General features: G+C 66.6%; 13 protein-coding genes. All 13 read right to left on the bottom strand.

Annotated elements, in window-relative coordinates:
• Positions 1-54: 54 nt before the first annotated feature.
• The 13 genes from fadD32 to glf all read right to left on the bottom strand — a co-directional run bounded on the left by fadD32 (position 55) and on the right by glf (position 17,574).
• Positions 55-1,965, bottom strand: coding sequence for a long-chain-fatty-acid--AMP ligase FadD32 (gene fadD32, locus QX204_RS32995; protein WP_056822283.1), 1,911 nt, complete (start codon positions 1,963-1,965; stop codon positions 55-57).
• 181 nt (positions 1,966-2,146) lie between these two features.
• Positions 2,147-3,166 carry an LLM class F420-dependent oxidoreductase gene (locus tag QX204_RS32990; RefSeq protein WP_056822285.1) on the bottom strand — a complete coding sequence of 340 codons (1,020 nt, stop codon included), beginning with the start codon at positions 3,164-3,166 and terminating at the stop codon, positions 2,147-2,149.
• 140 nt (positions 3,167-3,306) lie between these two features.
• The gene (locus QX204_RS32985; RefSeq protein ID WP_301904367.1) at positions 3,307-4,236 is read right to left on the bottom strand and encodes a cutinase family protein; all 930 of its coding nucleotides are present in this window, start codon (positions 4,234-4,236) and stop codon (positions 3,307-3,309) included.
• A gap of 56 nt (positions 4,237-4,292) precedes the next feature.
• Positions 4,293-4,796, bottom strand: a complete 504-nt coding sequence (locus QX204_RS32980; protein ID WP_301904366.1) for a DUF732 domain-containing protein — start codon at positions 4,794-4,796, stop codon at positions 4,293-4,295.
• Positions 4,797-4,909: 113 nt separating this feature from the next.
• Positions 4,910-6,703: an alpha/beta hydrolase-fold protein gene (locus tag QX204_RS32975; protein WP_301904365.1), complete on the bottom strand. Its 1,794-nt coding sequence runs from the start codon at positions 6,701-6,703 to the stop codon at positions 4,910-4,912.
• A gap of 203 nt (positions 6,704-6,906) precedes the next feature.
• A complete protein-coding gene (locus tag QX204_RS32970; protein ID WP_301904364.1) occupies positions 6,907-7,911 on the bottom strand; it encodes an alpha/beta hydrolase in 1,005 nt (334 codons plus the stop codon).
• Between the two features lie 393 nt (positions 7,912-8,304).
• Entirely contained in the window at positions 8,305-9,366 is a 1,062-nt protein-coding gene (locus tag QX204_RS32965) for an alpha/beta hydrolase (protein WP_301904363.1), read from the bottom strand.
• A 298-nt stretch (positions 9,367-9,664) separates the two neighbouring features.
• Positions 9,665-10,735 (bottom strand): alpha/beta hydrolase, encoded by a 1,071-nt coding sequence (locus QX204_RS32960; RefSeq protein WP_301904362.1) that lies wholly within the window; start codon positions 10,733-10,735, stop codon positions 9,665-9,667.
• Between the two features lie 235 nt (positions 10,736-10,970).
• Positions 10,971-12,866 carry an arabinofuranosyltransferase AftB family protein gene (zomB, locus tag QX204_RS32955; protein ID WP_301904360.1) on the bottom strand — a complete coding sequence of 632 codons (1,896 nt, stop codon included), beginning with the start codon at positions 12,864-12,866 and terminating at the stop codon, positions 10,971-10,973.
• 4 nt (positions 12,867-12,870) lie between these two features.
• Positions 12,871-13,803, bottom strand: coding sequence for a decaprenyl-phosphate phosphoribosyltransferase (locus tag QX204_RS32950; RefSeq protein ID WP_301904358.1), 933 nt, complete (start codon positions 13,801-13,803; stop codon positions 12,871-12,873).
• Between the two features lie 26 nt (positions 13,804-13,829).
• Positions 13,830-14,318 carry a phosphatase PAP2 family protein gene (locus QX204_RS32945; RefSeq protein ID WP_056822783.1) on the bottom strand — a complete coding sequence of 163 codons (489 nt, stop codon included), beginning with the start codon at positions 14,316-14,318 and terminating at the stop codon, positions 13,830-13,832.
• 98 nt (positions 14,319-14,416) lie between these two features.
• Entirely contained in the window at positions 14,417-16,339 is a 1,923-nt protein-coding gene (locus QX204_RS32940) for a glycosyltransferase (protein ID WP_301904357.1), read from the bottom strand.
• Positions 16,336-17,574: a UDP-galactopyranose mutase gene (glf, locus tag QX204_RS32935; RefSeq protein ID WP_301904356.1), complete on the bottom strand. Its 1,239-nt coding sequence runs from the start codon at positions 17,572-17,574 to the stop codon at positions 16,336-16,338. The genes QX204_RS32940 and glf overlap by 4 nt, the downstream gene beginning before the upstream one ends.
• Between the last annotated feature and the right edge of the window lie 150 nt (positions 17,575-17,724).

Genomic DNA, 17,724 nt, shown 5'->3' with positions numbered 1-17,724 from the left:
GACGCCCGGCCTGCATCGCACACCGGGCGTCACCTCCTTTTCGGACGTGCCGAATTACTCTTCCGGTGCATCGGGGAAAGCCTGCTGGGTGTAACCACCGCGCAGCGTTCCCTCGAGGTAGGCGGCCTTGCAGGCGCGCCGGGCGATCTTGCCGCTGGAGGTACGCGGGATGGAACCCGCGGGCACCAGCAGGATGTCACGAGCAGTCACGCCGTGGCGCAGCGACACCGCGGCACGCACCGCGTCGGCGATCGGGCCGGGGTCGGCCTTACCGGCGCCGGGGCCACGTTCGGCCACGACCACCAGCTGCTCGGACGCGTCGTCCACGTCGAACTTCAGGCCGGAATGGCTGTCGGCGGCGAAGACCTCGGCGGGCAGCTGATTGGCGGGCACCGCGAAGGCCGCGACGAAACCGGGCCGCAGCGACTTGGACGCCTCCTGCGCGGAGAACTCCAGGTCCTGCGGGTAGTGGTTGCGCCCGTCGACGATCACCAGGTCCTTGACGCGACCGGTGATGTAGAGCTCACCTTCGAAGTAGACGCCGAAGTCGCCGGTGCGCATCCAGTCGGCATCCGGACCGGTGCCTTCGGCGTGTCCGCCTTCGACCGGCTCGGTGACCTTGTTGCGGAACGCCTTGGTGGACTCGGCGGGGCGACCCCAGTAACCGATGCCCATGTTGTTGCCGTGCAGCCAGATCTCGCCGACCTGCCCGTCGGGCAGCTCGCGACCCTGGGCGGTGTCCGCCGATTCCGGATCGACGATCACGGCCCACTGCGACAGCCCGACGTAACCGCACGACACCTGCGCGATGGCGGTCTCGTCGGACTGGTCCACGCGCACCATGCGGCCCGCGTTGAGCTCGTTGCGATCGACGTAGACGTACTTGGCCTCGTCCTCGGCGCGGGTAGCCGAGACGAACAGCGTCGCCTCCGCCATGCCGTAGCAGGGCTTGATCGCGGTCTTGGGCAGCCCGTACGGCGCGAACGCCTCGTTGAACTTCTTCATCGAGGAGACCGTCACCGGCTCGGACCCGTTGATCAAGCCGATCACATTCGACAGGTCGAGCGACTCGCCCGCCTTGGGCACACCGCGCGCGGCGGCGTGCTCGAAGGCGAAGTTCGGCGCGGCCGCGAACGTGCCGGCACCGTCGGAGACGGCGGCCAGTTCGTTGATCCAGCGCGAGGGACGACGCACGAACGCACTCGGCGACATGATGGTGATGAACTTGCCGCCGACCGCGGGCAGGATCACCGTGAGCAGGCCCATGTCGTGGAACAGCGGGAGCCAGGTGACGCCACGCGAGTTCTCGTTCATGTTCAGCGAGTTGATCATCTGCAGCAGGTTGGTGCCGACCGCGCGGTGAGTGATCTCCACACCGGCGGGCACCCGGGTGGAACCCGAGGTGTACTGCAGGTAGGCGATGTCGTCGATCGCGGTGTCGGGGCGCACCCAGGAGTCACCGAGGGTGTCCGGGATGGCGTCGACGGCGATGATGCGCGGACGCTGCGCGGCGGGCAGCGAGCGGAAGAACTGGCGCACACCGGCGGCCGAAGAGGTCGCGGTGAGGATCGCCGACGGCTCGCAGTCACCGAGGACGGCGTGCAGGCGGTCGGTGTGACCCGGCTCGTCGGGATCGAACAGCGGCACCGAGATGGTGCCGGCGTAGATCGCCGCGAAGAAGGAGATCACGTAATCCAGGCCTTGCGGCGCGAGGATCGCGACCCGGTCGCCCGGGTTGGTCACCTGTTGCAGGCGAGCGGCCACCGCGCGCAGCCGTACTCCGAACTCCTGCCAGGTCAGCTCGTGCACCTCGCCGTCGCGTTCCCGCGAATAGTCGATGTAGCGGTACGCGAGCGTATTCGCATCGTTACGGGTGTGCTTCTCGACGTGATCGACCAGGGTCCGACCCTCGGGAATGTTGATATTCCCGGTTGCGTCCAGGTAGTCGTCGAAAGTCTCTTCCATTCCTTCTTCTCCTTGCGAGGACGCGATGACAAGCTCTGCGGCCTCGACTCGCTATATCGCCACCGGCCGTCGAACTCACACGAACGTGCGTCGACAGCCTGCGGATTTTCGAGCGGTCTGCGCGGTGACCGCTATCGGCTAGATGTTCTCAAACCAGAGTCATGTTACAGAGAGCCCCCGCTCAGTCCTCCCGCAGCAGCGGAATGACAGGCGCGAATGCGTCCATCTGGGTGGGAAAGATGCCCACGTACGACATCGAAGTGAGTTGCCGCACACGCTTGACCTGTTCGGCGATTTCCTCGAACGTGCCGATCGCGATGTAGGGCGAGCTCAGGATTTCCTCGACGGTCAGTTCGACGTCGACTTCGAGGTCGGGATGCAGGCCGCGTTCGATCGCGCGCAGCGCCATCTCGGCGGTCTTCTCCCGGTCGTCGGTGATGACGATAGCGGTGATGGCCCAGTTCAGCTCGATGTCGGCGAACCGGTCACCGGCAGCGGCCTTGACGATGTTGACCTTCTCGATCGTCTTCTCGAGCGTGATGCCCGAGAGCAGGCCCTTGCCGTTCTTGGTGGTCTGCGGGACGACCGAGACGATGTCGGCGTGCTTGGCCGCCAGTGCCAGCATCTTCGGACCGCCGCCACCGGTACACAACGGCGGGCGCGGGCCCTGCCGTGGGCGCGGAGTGCCCTTGATGCCACGCACCTGGTAGTGCTTGCCCTCGAAATTGCACTCCTGACCGCGCAGCAGCGTGTCCAGGATGGTCAGCGACTCGTCGAGCTTCTCCAGCCGGATGCCGGGACGCTCGAACGGGATGCCCGCGTTGTCGAACTCTTCCTTGATCCAGCCCGCGCCGACGCCGACCTCGAGCCGCCCTTTGGACAGGACGTCGAGGGTGGCCAATTCCTTGGCGACCACGACCGGATGGCGTAAACCGTTCGCCAGCACCGAGGTGCCGAGGCGGATCTTGGAGGTGGCTTGGGTGAGTGCGCCCAGCGCGGCGATCGGGCCGATCTGATCGCCCAGGTGATCAGGAACGAAGAAGGTGTCGTAACCCATCTCTTCGGCTTCCTGCGCCGTCTGAACGAACTTGCGCGCGCCACCCTCCTGCTTGTTGCCCTCTCCGGCCGCTCCGAAGCGGAACGGACGCAGCGGCGTACCCAGCGCGGTCAATTCACCGACGGGTGCGGCAGCTTCGGTCATGAACTCTTCGCTCCTGGCTGGTGTGTACTCGGGCGCAATTCCCAGCGCACTTTACAGCGTGCGAGCGATCCGGCGTGCGGATGTCACAGCGAGGCATGATCCATGGCAATGACGCCCCCACTGTGACTGTGACAACTCCGTCAAGAATGGGGCGGATGGGGTGCGTTCTCGATGAGCCCGGCAGCCCAGTCGACCGTCCACTGGGTGGCCGTCGTGCCGTCGCCGTCCACCGGATTCGAGGCGTACAGCGCGTGCACAGGGTTACCCGCCGAGCGGATCAGCGCCGCGAGGCTGCCCAACGCGTTGGCCGGATTGAGTGCCTGGCGTGGTGCGTCGCAGATCATGTCGCCGGGGGCGCAGATGGAGTTCACCTTCGATGCCAGCGTGCCGAAACCGCCCGGTCGCGGACCGGTCATGCTGATGCCGGGCACATTGACGCCCTTGAGCGCCACCTCGGCGCCCTCACCCTGCGGCGGGGGATCACCGATCTCGGTGGGCTGGCCGGGACCGGTCGCGGTGCGACGGCCGTCGGCGATCACCGTCACGCCGAGCACGTTGGCTTCCGGGATCGGGCCGTTGCCCGCACCGATCTGCGCGGCGACGTCACCGGCGATCACCGCGCCCTGGGAGAAGCCCGCGATGACGAAGTTCGTCAACGGGCATTCCTTGTGACGCTGAGCCAGCACGTCGGTGGCGCGCGCGGTGCCCTCGGTGCGGCTGTTGTTGTAGGAGGCCTGGCCGTCGGGCGGGAACGCGATCGGGTTCGAGAACTGCGCCACGTACGGAACCGTGTACACCTCGAGCCGGTTGTCCGGGAACTGCGCCCGCAAGGGCCCTGACACGCTGAGCATCAACGAGATCGGGTTCGCCTGCGGGTTGTACGGATCGTCGGCGCTCGACGACTCCCAGGTGCCCGGGATCGAGAGCAGCATCACATCGGGGCAATCCGCCGACTGCGAGGTCGGCGGCGGCGGGCCGGGCGGTGTCGGCCCCGGCTCCTTCAACCGGCCCGCGAGCAGGTACCAGAGCAGCACGATGACGATGATCGCCAGCACGAGCAGCGCCAGCACGGTGAAGCACCCCGCGGGCCAGAACCCGCGGGAGCGTCGCGTCGGTCGGGGCGTCACTAGCAGTAGGTGGAGTTCGCGGCAGCGATGTAGATCTGTGCTGCCTTGTTGACATCCATCTTCGACGCGTCGAATGACGGGTCGGTGCCTGCCATCGCGCCGACGAAGGTGGCCACGTCGGCGTCACTGGCGCCGGTGCCCTTGGTGGAGCAGATGTAGGTCGCGGTGGTCAACGCGGTCGTCTGGTCGCCCGGGGTGATCCCGTTCTTGGCCAGTTCGTCCAGGAACGCCTTGTCCTTGCCGGTTGCGGGCGCGACGGCGCTGGTCTGCGGGAGGGGCGTGGGCTCCTCGGCAGACGCGCTCGGCTCCGGCGCGGTGCTCGACGGGGCCTCGGCCGGCGGCTCGATGACCACGGGCGGTGTCGTCGTCGACTTCGCGGCGGCGCTGCTGGAGAGGGTGGGCGTCTGCGACGCGGTCGAGTCGTTGCCGCCACAGGCGGACAACAGGGCGACGGCAGCCAGGGCCGCGACCGATCCGGCTACCTTGCCAGAGATCCGATGCATGAAGATGTCTTTCCTCGATCGTTCGTCAGGGGAGCGGTCGCAGACCAGGCTAGCCGGACACTCGGCGCGGCAAGGCACCGAGCGGCGAAGCTCAGAGAGTTCTCAGCCCGAGATCACACCCCGTGTACTTCGGACTTGCCGTCTCGGACCACGATGAACCCGGTCTGAAAGTTCTGCTGGATTCCGCCGGGAACGGCGAACTCGTCGCTCACCGGATACCCGAGTCTGCCGTTTTCGAACCCCTGCGCCCCCCAGGTATCGGCGAGCGCGCCGTTGCGCACCGACCAGGCGCCTGACAGCGGGCTCCAATAGATGTTGCCGCCCTCGAACCGGCTGTAGCGCCCGAGATCCTTCAGCGGGGCCTCCCCGGCGACCGGGAAACCGAGCGGGCTGTTCTCGAAGCCGAGCTGGCTGTACTTGTCCAGGACGAAGCCCTGCACCCGGTGTGCGCCGGTGGCCGGGCTGTAGAACATCGGACCGTTCTCGAAGGCCTGTACCGAGCCCGCACGGCTGGGTGTGGGCGCCTCGGCGGCCACCGGATAACCGGCCGGACCGCCCTCGTAGCCCTGCTTGCCCCACTCCTCGAGGAACGCGCCGCGCATCACCTGCGCGCCGGTCTGCGGGGTCCAGTAGATCGAGCCGCCCTCGAAGGTCTGCATGCGGCCGCGCCCGTCGGGCAGACCGTGCTCGTCACCGGTGGGCAGGCCGAGCGGCGAGGACGCGCCCCCGATACCGGCGTAGGTGCCACCGATGCGTCCCGCCACCGCGTGCGTGCCCGCGGCGGCCGAGTGGAACACCCGGCCGTTCGGGAAGTCCTGCACCATTCCGGCGCCGGCCGGGTACTCGGCGGTCAGGCAGTTGCCCAGCCAGTTCGCCGCTTGCGCGACCCCGCCGATCGCCCCACCCAGCGTGCAGGTCGAGCCGCCGGGATCGGTGCCGAGCGCCGCCGCGGCCTGTGACCACGACTGCCGCATCTCGAAATCCCAGTACGGCCACGTGTGGGTGCCCGCGGGCCGGTAGTTCGCCTGCACCGGAATCGCCAGCTTCTCGAGCTTGGCGACGAAATTCTGGGTCGACAGCCGAGAGAGGATCTCCAGACCGGTGCCTGCCCAGTTCTCGCTCATCAACGGCACTTCACCGAGCTGATCGTGCGAGCCGGCCAGTCCGCTGCCGCTGGAGACGTACATGCTGACGCCTTTGAGTTCCTCGGCCAGCTGATAGGGGTCGTGCGCGTCCCACTCGGGGCTGCCGGGCGGGCCCCACATCGCGCCCGCGTCGAAGCCGCCCGCGTCCTTGTTGGCGAAGGTGATCGCCTGCGGCATGCCGAGCGTCGTCGTGGTGAGCAGGCCCGAGTACGAGGCCACATATTTCATCAGCCCGGGGTTGCGCCCCGCCAGGTTCATCGCGGCCGTGCCGCCCATCGAAAGTCCCTGCACGCCACGCACATCCGTGGTTCGCCAGTCCCGTTCGAGGATCGGCGGGAGTTCCTTGGTCAGGAAAGTCTCCCACTTGTAGGTGAAGCCGTTGTCGGGCGCGAGCCAGTCCGAATACCAGCTCGACTGGCCGCCGACCGGCAGCACCACATTGACGTTCTTGTCGGCGTAGAAGCCCTCGGCGTCGGCGTCCTTGGTCCAGCCGTTCTCGTCGTCCTGCGCGCGCAGACCGTCGAGCATGAGCATCATCGGGAACTTCGCGTCGGGACGCGCATTCCAGTCCCGCGCCAACAGCATCTGCACCTGGATCGGGGTCTTCATGGCGGCCGAGTACACCCACAGCGCCACTCGCCGATCCGAGAGCCAGTCCACCCGCTGCACCCCGGACACCACCGGTTGGGCCTGTGCGGGAACGGCGACAGCGGGCGCGAACAGCGCCGCCGACATGGCCGCGATTCCGAGGATCCGCCGCATCGGCGCTGAGACACTATGTACCGAGACACGATGTTTCATCACACGCGACCTTCCTCATCCCGGAATTGGGACACAGCCTCACCGTCGGTTGTACCGCAGTCAGCGGCGATAACTGGGGAGGACACGCGAGGGACCGATACAGCAAAAAGACCGGCCCACCCTGGGGGTGAGCCGGTCTTCGAGGTGTTGCTGGACGGAAACTACTAGGCGCCCAGTGCATTCAGGATGTGCGGACGGGCCTTCCACAGCTCGTCTTCCCAGTACTTCCACGAGTGGGTACCGGAGGCACCGACGTCGTAGACGGCGTTGATGCCGAGGGTGTTGAGGCGACGCTGGAACGCGAGCGTGCTCACGAACGAGATGGCCTCGATGCCCATCGCGTTGGCGGTGTTGTAGGCACCGCCGAGACCGGCGGGCTTGTCGTGCTGGGCGGGCAGGCCGTTGGCCGAGGAGATGAACATCGGCAGGCCGCGCAGCTCGGGCGCGAACACCATCGGGTCCATCCGCAGCCACGCCGAGCTCCACGGAGCGGCCATGGCGTCGACGTTGAAACGGCCCGCGTCGAGCATCATCACGCGGATGGCCTCACGCATGCCGGGGGCACCCCAGTTCAGCGGGCCCGAGAGCGAGGACGCGTGCTTGAACTGATCGCGGTTCAGCGCGGCGAGGCGCAGCGCCGCCGGACCCGACATCGACAGGCCGAGCACCGCGTTGTTCTTGCGGGACACGCCGTAGCCCTCGAGGAAGGCGGGGAGCTCTTCGGTCAGGAAGGTCTCCCACTTGTAGGTGGTCTTCTGGCCGTTGGTGTTGCTGGCGGCGGTCCAGTCGGCGTACCAGCTGGACTGGCCACCGACCGGCATCACCAGGGTGACGTTGTCGTTGCTGAACTGCTGCATCGCGTTGGTCTCGAACGACCACGCGTTGCGGTCGTCACGGGCGCGAAGCCCGTCGAGCAGGTAGAGCGCGGCGTTGCCGCCGTTGCGCGCCCACTGCACCTGGACCTTCACCGGGCCCATCTTCGAGGGCACCATGAGTTCTTCGTAGCCACCGGCCGGTGCGCGCAACACGGGTGCCGACACCGACGGTGCGGCAAGCGCGGTCGGGGCCGCTCCTGCGGCGATCGGCAGCACGAGGGCTGCAGCGCCGACAGCTAGAATTCGATTACGCCAACTACGAGATGCCGGCGCGACGGCCTTGCCGAAACGCATGTGAATTCCGCTCTCTTTCTGCTGTTATGGCATGCCAGACACGCTGGCCGCCGCCGACACGGCCCCGACAGCCCGGTCGATCACACGGATGAAACAACGATCTGGTCACACTTACGCTCGCTGGAGGATATTCCACGCGCGAATTAACTGCAAGGGCAGGGATATTGGCGGCCGGCGCCGCTGGGTTTTCGGCCCTGTGGGCCTCGAATCCGAAGGGCGATACTGCGCCTTCGGCGTTCCGTCTCGCCCTTCGGATCCGAGGCGGCCGAAAACCCGTGGTTGTCGAGTTATTTGCGTGGCGTGGTCGTCATATGAACGTATTGTTCAGTCGCCGCGGTGGTCCGGACAGACAGAACCGGCACCGCCGATGTCGCGGTGCCGGTTCCGTGATGTTCACCCGATGTTGGCGGACAAATCCGGGATCATCCGCAGTGCTTCGTCATTCCAGTTGTTCCACGCGTGGATACCGAAGGCCGGGAAAGAGTAGGTGACGTTACGGGCGCCGAGCGTCGCCATCCTGACTTCGAAAGCCCGAGTGTTGGCCAGCGCCAGGGCTTCCAGCGCCATCCCGTTGACGGTGCCCATGTTCGGGCCGTCGGTACCGGTCGGCAAGCCTGAGCCCGCCGCTATCCACAGCCGGGTGTTGTTGCCTACCAGGTTGGGGGCGAACACGAACGGATCCATCCGCAGCCACTGTGGGCCCCACGGCGGTGCCATGGCGTCCACGTTGTAGCCGCCCGCGTCGAGCATCGCGATGCGAATCGCCTCGCGCATGCCGGGGGCCGAGATGTTCAGGTAACCGGAATACGCACCGGCGAAGGAGAATTGGTCCGGGTGGTAGGCGGCCAACGTCAGTGCGGCCGAGCCGCCCATCGACAGGCCGAACACGCCGTTGCGGTACCGGTTGAAGCCGAGGCGGTCGGCGAGGGCGTTGCGCAGGTCGCCGGTGAGGAACGATTCCCACTGGTAGCGGTAGCTCTTGCCGGGTCCGCCGGACAGCGCGTTGCCCGCGCCCGAACCCGAGGACGGCGCGCCGTTGCCGGGAATGCCGAAGAAATCACTCGGCGCGTTCCAGTCGGCGTAGAAGCTGGACATACCGCCGACGGGCATCACCACATTGATATTCGCCGCGGCCAGCGCATTCGGGATATCGGTTTCGATCTCCCAGCCGTTGAGATTCTCCGGTGCGCGCATGCCGTCGAGGACGTAGACGACGCGGTTGGTGTTGCCGTCGGCGGCGCGCAGCACGCGCGATTTGATCGGACCCATCCCGGAATCGACCCAGAAATCGAAGGCATTGCCGTTGAATCCGGCCGAGGCGGGGGCGATTCCCCCGGTGACAGCCGTCGCGATCGGAACGAGCAGAGCCATGGATACGCCCGCGGCCCAGCGCCGAGCCCACGAACCAGGGGCTGCGGTCTTCACGGGCCCACGCTTGCGGCGCAGTGTTCGCATTCGACTAGACCTTTCTCGCAGACCGAACGCGCAAATCCCGAGCTACGCAGTCGGATCCCTCATCGGACGTCGAGAGGAATCGATCCAGGGCAAAACGGACGATTCAACCTCGACGCATGCTCTCTATGTATCAATCGGTGACGAATGGTCTACATGTTGCTGGAAAGTGACCCGGAGCACAACTCCCGGTGATCTGTCGCACATGATTCGTCACCGCGTGTCGCTCGGATCGTGACGAAAACGAGGAAACCGCCCGGTGCGACGAGGCACCGGGCGGCTTCGGGTCTTGCGGGTTCGACTAGCCGATGTTCGCGGAGAGGTCCGGGATCATGCGGTTGACTTCGGTCTCCCAGTTGCGCCAGTTGTGTACGCCGGTGATCGGGAAGTCGAAGTGGGCGTTGCCGCCGCCGAGGGTGGCCATGCGGACCTGGAACGCGCGGCTGTTCACCATCGCGAGCAGCTCCAGCGGGACGCCCTGGACGATCTCCATCGGGTTGGACACATCGCCCGCACCGGGGATGCCGCTGGCCGCGGAGACCCAGATGCGGGTGCCGTTGGCCACCAGGCGCGGGGCGAAGACGAACGGGTCCATGTGGAACCACTGCTGGCCCCACGGCGGCGCCATCGCGTCGATGTTGAAGGCGCCGGCCGAGACCATCGCCACGCGCATCGCTTCACGCATACCGGGAGCCGAGATGTTCAGGTACCCGGAGAACGAGCCCGCGAAGCTGAACTGGTCGGGGTGGTAGGCGGCCAGCGTCAGCGCGGCGGAGCCACCCATCGACAGACCGAACACGCCGTTGTTGTTGGGGTTGAAGCCCAGACGCGCCGACAGCGCGTTGCGCAGGTGGCTCGTGAGGAAGGTTTCCCACTTGTAGGTGTTCTTCTTGCCCGCCACCTGGATGGGCGCGACCGACGAACCGGTCATCGCCGAACCGGTCGCCGCCGAACCGGTGGAGCTACCACCCGAACCGGCGTCGAGGCCGAAGAAGTTGCTCGGCGCGTTCCAGTCGGCGTAGAAGCTCGACTGGCCGCCGACCGGCATCACGACGTTGATGTTGGCGTTCATCAGGGCGCGGGCGACATTGGTGTCTTTCTCCCAGCCGCTGAGGTCGTCGCCCGCACGCATACCGTCGAGCGCGTACACGACCCGATTGGTGTTGCCATCGGCCGCGCGGAAGATCCGCGACTTGATCGGGCCCATCTCCGAGTCGACCCAGAAGTCGAAACCTGTGGGATCGAAGGCCGCCGTCGCGGTGCCGGTGGGACCGGCCACCGCCGCACCGATCGGCAGCAATACAGCCAGGGAGAGAAGCACCGATCGTTTGAGCCAGCCGGCTCCCCGGGCTCTGAGACGTCCGCCACGCATTCTGTTATGGGCCTTTCCTCGTGCGGTTCGCGCGGAACCGCGGTTGCAATGACCGCCGACTGATTACCGGCACACCAGTGCGCCGACGGGCCGTTCCTCCGGTGACCATATCGCTACATCGATAGCTTGGCGTTACCGAAAAGTGATTTAGCGGCGAAGACCACTAAATAAGCGCTGGCCAGTCGGTGTAGCTCATATCCAGAGGGGGTACTTATACCGACCGACCGGGCCGATTTCAGCGCGGGGGTTCGGGGAACGGGTCGATGAGACCACAACGCTGGATCTCGTACTTGGGGATCCGATCGATTCGGTACTTCGAGAACGCCAGGGCGTTGCGCAAGTTGTGCTTGAACCGGTCGAAGGTAAGCGGGTCGCGGACGGAGACCATCAGCGCCTGGGTCTGCGGGCACGACATCGCCGTGCGCGCCTGGGTGACCCACTGTTCGTCCATGTACCAGGGCATCCACGGGTGGATGTCGACCATTCCCGAGTCGACCACCACCCAGTCCGGCAGCAGGCTCTTGTCGTGGCCGATGCGGCCGTCCGCCAGTCGGTCCGAATGCGCCGCGAGCGGGTAAGACAGGCCCATCGGGTCGATCACGCGGACGTCGAGCGGCACGTTCATGCTCGTCATACCCAGGTTCAGGAAGTAGACCGTGTGGCCGGAGCCCCCCTCGGGGATCGGCTCCGGCGGCGGGTCGAGGTACCAGAACGTGAACGCGGGCGAGTTCAGCAGCAGGCCGCCCTTGGGGTTGGCGGCGATGTCGTTGACCATGGCGCGCATCCGCGGATAGTCGAGATAGTCCTCGGCCCGGATCGGGTGGTCTTTGCCGGTGTTGAGCACGTAGTAGATGCGCTCGTCGACGATGCCCGACGAGCGGATCTTGGTGCCGGTCGTGATCGCGGTCGTGTTCGACGCGTACAGCGACCAGCCCGCGGTGCCCAGCAGTGCGACCAACAGCGCCACGACCGACCAGTCGGCCTTCCGGAAACGGGTCGGAATCGGCAGCACAGCCACCGGCAACAGCAGCAGGAACAGCTGGGTGAGCAGCATCCGCCCGTGCATGAAGTCGCCGCCGACACGCACCGCGTACACGGTGAGCAGCAGACCGCTGCCCAGCACCATCACGACCACCGCGCTCGGCGAACGCAGCCACGCCCGCACACCCGCCACCGACAACCGCGGCAGCGCGAAGCCACGCGCGATCCCCGCGACCACGCCTGCGATCAGCAGCACGAGCAGCGGAATCCACAGGTAGTACGGGCCGACCAGGTCCCACAGGTAGATGGCCCCCTGGCCCCACTTGGCTCCGCCCGCGTCCTTGGCGACCGCGGTATTCGGATAGGGCAGACCGTAGTAGCCCATCCGCCAGATCTGATAGCCCACCGGCACGATCCCGGCGACGAACACGATCAGCGCGCGCAGCACGACCGGCCCGAACCGGAACTGCGGCATCGGCGCCAGGAAGATCATGCCGAGCGCGAGCACGCCGATCAGCGTGGCCTCGGGGCGAACCAGCGGCGCGAGCCCGGCCAGGAAGACCAGGCCCAACAGGCTCGGCACGCGAACGACCGCGGCCTGACTCCAGCGGATCATCAGCCACCACAGCAGCCCGACCCAGCAGATCACCAGACCGCTCTCCAGCCCGGAGGTGGCGTAGTCACGCGCCGGCGGCAGGGCGATGTAGACCAGCACACCGGCCGGAATCAGCAGCTGACCACTGGTTCCACCCCACAGTCGCGCGGTGCCGAGCATCGCGAACACCACCGCGAGCACCGAGACCACCAGCGCCACCCCGAGCACCACGTACTCGAGACGGGCCTGGGTGAGCCAGGAGAAGAACCAGATCACGTAGGTCCACGCGGTACTGGTGTTGGCCTCGACCCGCTCGTCGACATTGAAGACCGGGCCGTTGCCCGCGAGCAGATTACGGACCGTGCGCAGCACGATCAGGCCGTCATCGGCGATCCAGCGCCGCTGCCACGCACCCACCGTGAACAGCACGGCGGTCGATATCACCCCACCGACGAAGATGGCGCGGGACAGCACCGAGGAGCGCGCGTCGCTACGCGGCGACTCGTCGTCGCGTAGCTGCTCGTCTTCGGTTGAATCCTGCTCCGCTACCAACATCTCGTCAGGTGAGATAGACAGCGACACCTACCGCTCCGATCCAGGCAATAGCGAGGAACTGCAGGATGCGGTCCCCCAACGCGATCTCTTCGGGTTCACCGGCCTCGCCACCATCGACGTCGACCGCGTAACGCAGGATTGCGATGGTAAACGGGATCATCGAGATCGAGTACCACTGGGTGTCTCGAGCCGAGTCCTGCTGGAATGCCCAGAGGCCGTAGAAGACCACGACCGCGGTGGCCGCGAGCGTCCAGATGAAGCGCAGGTAGGTCGGGGTGTAGTACTCGAGCGACTTGCGGATCTTGGCGCCGGTGTCCAGCGCGATCTGCAGTTCGGCGTAGCGCTTGCCCGCCGCCATGAACAGCGATCCGAACGCCATGATCAGCAGGAACCACTGCGACAGGGCGATGCCCGCCGCCGCGCCACCGGCGACAGCGCGCAGGAGGAAGCCCGAGGACACGATGCAGATATCGAGCACGGCCTGGTGCTTGAGGCCGAGGCAGTACGCCAGCTGGATGCCGATGTAGATCGCCATCACCACGGCAAGATGCCACGACGCCAGGAACGAACCGGCGATCGAGCCGATCAGCAGCACGGCCGAGAGCGCGTAAGCCAGGTTGACGGGAACGACGCCCGCGGCGATCGGCCGGAACCGCTTGGTCGGGTGGGCCCGGTCGGCATCGACATCGAGCGAGTCGTTGACCAGGTAGATGCCGGAGGCCGCCATGCAGAACACGATGAAGGCGATCGCGACATGCAGGAGCACGCTCGCGTCGCCGACCGCTTCCGGTCCGACAGCCAGCGGTGCGGCGAGCACCAGGACGTTCTTCACCCACTGACGTGGGCGCATGGCCTTGATGACACCACCGAGCAGCGTCTTCGGCGGGCCCTTCACAGCACCCTCGTCAAGGACGGCGGCGGACGGTTCTTCGCTCATCTCAGCCAAGGTTCTTTCAGTTGCGGTCACTGTCGGAGTCTCTTTTCGGCGGCTAGCACGGCAGCAGCCGACGCGGCCCCCAAAGCGGAACCGGCGATCACGTCGGAAGGGTAATGCACCCCGAGCACAACTCGGGACAGCAGCATCGGTGGGACGATCACCGCAGGCAAGGGTAGCCCGGTCAGGCGCCCGAGCAACACCGCCGCCGCCGTGGTGGACGTGGCGTGCGAGGACGGGAAGCTCAACTTGCTCGGCGTCGACACGTTGACCTGCACCGACGGATCATTGGGACGCGGACGCCGCACGATCCGCTTGATCACGATGGACGCGGCGTGCGCGCCGACAGCGCCGACCGCGACACCGGCCCACTGCCGACGACGCGGCTTGTCGACCAGCCAGCCCGCGGCGGCGATGCCGACCCAGCCCAGCGCGTGCTCGCCGAAGTGCGACATGCCGCGCGCGGCGGAGACGACGGCCGGGTTGTTGCCGATGGTGCCCTGCACGGCGTTGAGGATCGCGACCTCGACCGGGACCTCTACGTAGTCGCCGCTGCAATCGCAACCGCCGCAGCAGCCCTCGTCGGCCAGTTCGAGCTCGGGCAGTTCGGTGTCAGTCACTTCTCGGTTCCGTTCAGGCCGAAGGTCTTCTCCCACGCCGCCGTGCTGGTGAGCTCGGCGTGCGCGGCCCGGTAGCGCTGCTGCATCTCCGGGAAGCGGGCGGTGAGTTCCTTGCGCAGGCGCATCGCTTCCTTGAGCAGGTCGCGGGCTTGGCGCGGGTCACGCTTGCGATAGACGACGCCGCGACCGTCAGCGGTGGTCACGGTGACGCCGTCGACCTGCGAGAGCAGGTACCAGCGCGCGTCCAGCGTCGGCACGTTGAGCTGGGGCGTCTCGTACGCGGCCGGGTCGGCTTTGCGGAAGTTGTGCACCACGCCCTTGGCCAGGCGCGCGACCTTGGCGAGCGGATTGCCCGGTTCGCCGACCGCGCCGACACCGTGGCGATTGGCCAGCGGCAGTTCGGTGGACGAGGGCACCACGACCGCGTCCGGGAACTCCTTGCGCATGCCGTGGATCTTGCCCAGCGCGGTGGGGAGCAGGTCGAACAGACCCTCCGGGCCTGCCAGGAAGTCGCGGATCGCCTCGTTCTGGATGGCGACCGTGGAGTATTCCAGGCACAGCAGGTGCTTGAGGGTGGCCTTGATCGTGTTCACGATCATCGGCTTGCCGTCACCGGGGAGGTACATCGACGCGACCACGAGACGGTTGCGCAGGTGGAAGTAGGCCTGCCAGTCGATGGCGTCGTCCTTGTCGGACCAGGCCATATGCCAGACGGCCGCACCGGGCAGGGTGATGGTCGGGTAGCCGGCGTCACGCGCGCGCAGGCCGTACTCGACGTCATCCCACTTGAGGAACAGCGGCAGCGGCTGACCGATCTGCTCGGCCACCTGACGCGGGATCACGCAGGTCCACCAGCCGTTGAAGTCGACGTCGATGCGCCGGTGCAGCAGCTTGGAGTTGTCGCGGTCCTTGAGCGGGTACTTCGAGAAGTCGTGGTCGTATTCGACATTCGGCGCCGAGGACCACATGAAGATCGAGCGGTCGACGACCTCGCCCATGCTGTGCAGGTGCGAACGCTCCTGCAGGTTCAGCATCTGCCCGCCGACCAGCAGCGGCGACTTCGCGAACCGGGAGAACGCGAGGGCGCGCAGGATGGAGTCGGGCTCGATCTCGATGTCGTCGTCCATGTAGACGATGTACTCGGCGTCAGTCTGCAGCGCCTCGTACATGACCCGGCTGTACCCGCCGGAGCCGCCGAGGTTGGGCTGGTCGCAGATGGCGAGCCGGTCGCCGAGGGTCGCGGCGGCCTCGGTGAAACCGGGCTCGTCGACGACCTTGCGGTTGCCCTGGTCCGCGACGATCACCGCGGCGATGTTGTCGAGCACCAACGGATCCGAGCCGAGCGCGCCGAGCGTCTTGACCAGGTCGGTGGGGCGATTGAACGTGGGCATGCCGACCGCGATGGAGCCCGTGCCCGGCGCTTCCTGCGGTGCGTACCAACCGCCGGCCAGCAGCGTGACGGCCGTGTCGGTGGTGATGTCGAACCAGATCCAGCCGCCGTCCTCGAACGGGCCGAGATCGGTTTCGAACTCCACGTCCACCGAGTCCGCGCCTTGCGCGACGGCGAACTCCTTGCCCTGCACGTGAATTCGCGAGCCGTCGGCCTTGGAACGGTAGACGTCCACCCGGCCGTGCCCGGCCAGTTCCAGGCGAAGGACCACCGACTTCAGCACGCTCCAGCGACGCCAGTAGCTGGCGGGCAGCGCGTTGAAGTAGGTGCAGAACGACACCTCCGACTCCGCGCCGATCGAGAGCGCGGTGCGGCTGGTGGCGTGCGCGCGACGGGCGTTGGTGGTGGACTCCTCCAGATAGAGGGTCCGCACGTCGAGGGGCTCGCCCGGTCGCGGCAGGATCACCCGCTGCAGCAGCGAGACGGCGCGAGTTTCGGTGGTCACGTCTTCGAGCATCGCTTTGGTCATGCCTCGTCCACCAGCGCCGCGCCCGATTCCAGGTGCGGGCGGAGCACGTTCTCGAACATGCTCAGCGCCGAACCGATCGCCATGTGCATGTCCAGGTACTGGTAGGTGCCGAGACGGCCGCCGAACAGCACCTTCTTCTCGGCGGTTTCCTGCTTGGCTCGCTCGCGGTAGGCGAGCAGCTTCGCGCGATCCTCCGGGGTGTTGATCGGGTAGTACGGCTCGTCACCGGTCTGTGCGAAGCGGGAGAACTCGCGCATGATGACCGTCTTGTCGGTCGGGTAGTCGCGCTCGGGGTGGAAGTGGCGCGGCTCGATGATGCGGGTGAACGGGACATCGGCGTCGTTGTAGTTCATCACCGAAGTGCCCTGGTAGTCGCCGGTCTCGAGGACCTCGGTCTCGAAGTCGATGGTGCGCCAGCCCAATTCGCCCTCGGCGTAGTCGAAGTAGTGGTCGAGCGGGCCGGTGTAGACGATGGGGGCGTCCGGGTTGGCCGCGACGAGCTCGTCACGCACGTCGAACCAGTCGGTGTTCACCCTGACCTCGATGAGGTCGGAGGCCGCCATGTTCTCCAGCCACTTGGTGTAGCCGTTCTTGGGCAGGCCCTCGTAGGTGTCGTTGAAGTAGCGGTTGTCGAAGGTGTAGCGCACGGGCAGGCGGGTGATGTTGCCCGCTGGCAGTTCCTTCGGGTCGGTCTGCCACTGCTTGGCGGTGTAGTCGCGGATGAACGCCTCGTAGAGCGGCCGCCCGATCAGCGAGATCGCCTTCTCCTCGAGGTTCTGCGCGTCGGCGGACTCGACCTCGGCGGCCTGCTCGGCGATGAGCTTGCGGGCCTCTTCGGGGGTGAAGTAGCGGCCGAAGAACTGCGAGATCATGCCGAGACCCATCGGCAGCGGGTACGCCTGGCCCTTGTGCAGCCCGAACACCCGGTGCTGGTACCCGGTGAACTCGGTGAACTGGGTGACGTAGTCCCAGACCTTCTTGTTCGACGTGTGGAACAGGTGCGCGCCGTACTTGTGGATCTCGATACCGGTTTCCGGTTCGGGTTCGGAGTAGGCGTTGCCGCCCAGGTGGTAGCGGCGGTCGATCACCAATACCCGCTTGCCCAGCACGTTCGCCGCACGCTCGGCGACGGTCAGCCCGAAGAAACCGGAGCCGACCACGATCAGGTCGTACTGGTTTGCCGGGGCGTTGGAATCTGCGTTGACGGAATTACCCGAGGACGATGCGGCGGTCACGGGTGCCCAGCGTATCGGAAGACCACCGTTTGTCCCGGCGGAGTCTCCGACCACGCCTTGACCAGGGCCGATTCATCCCAGATGAAACTGATCGGCCTCGAGTCCGCTGTCAGTACCCCTGACGCGGGTATCCACCGGACCAGAGCAACC

Source organism: Nocardia sp. PE-7 (assembly GCF_030486425.1).
Lineage (GTDB): Bacteria > Actinomycetota > Actinomycetes > Mycobacteriales > Mycobacteriaceae > Nocardia > Nocardia salmonicida_A.
Note: the sequence above shows the minus strand (reverse complement) of the source record. Positions and strands in the feature narration are given on the sequence as shown.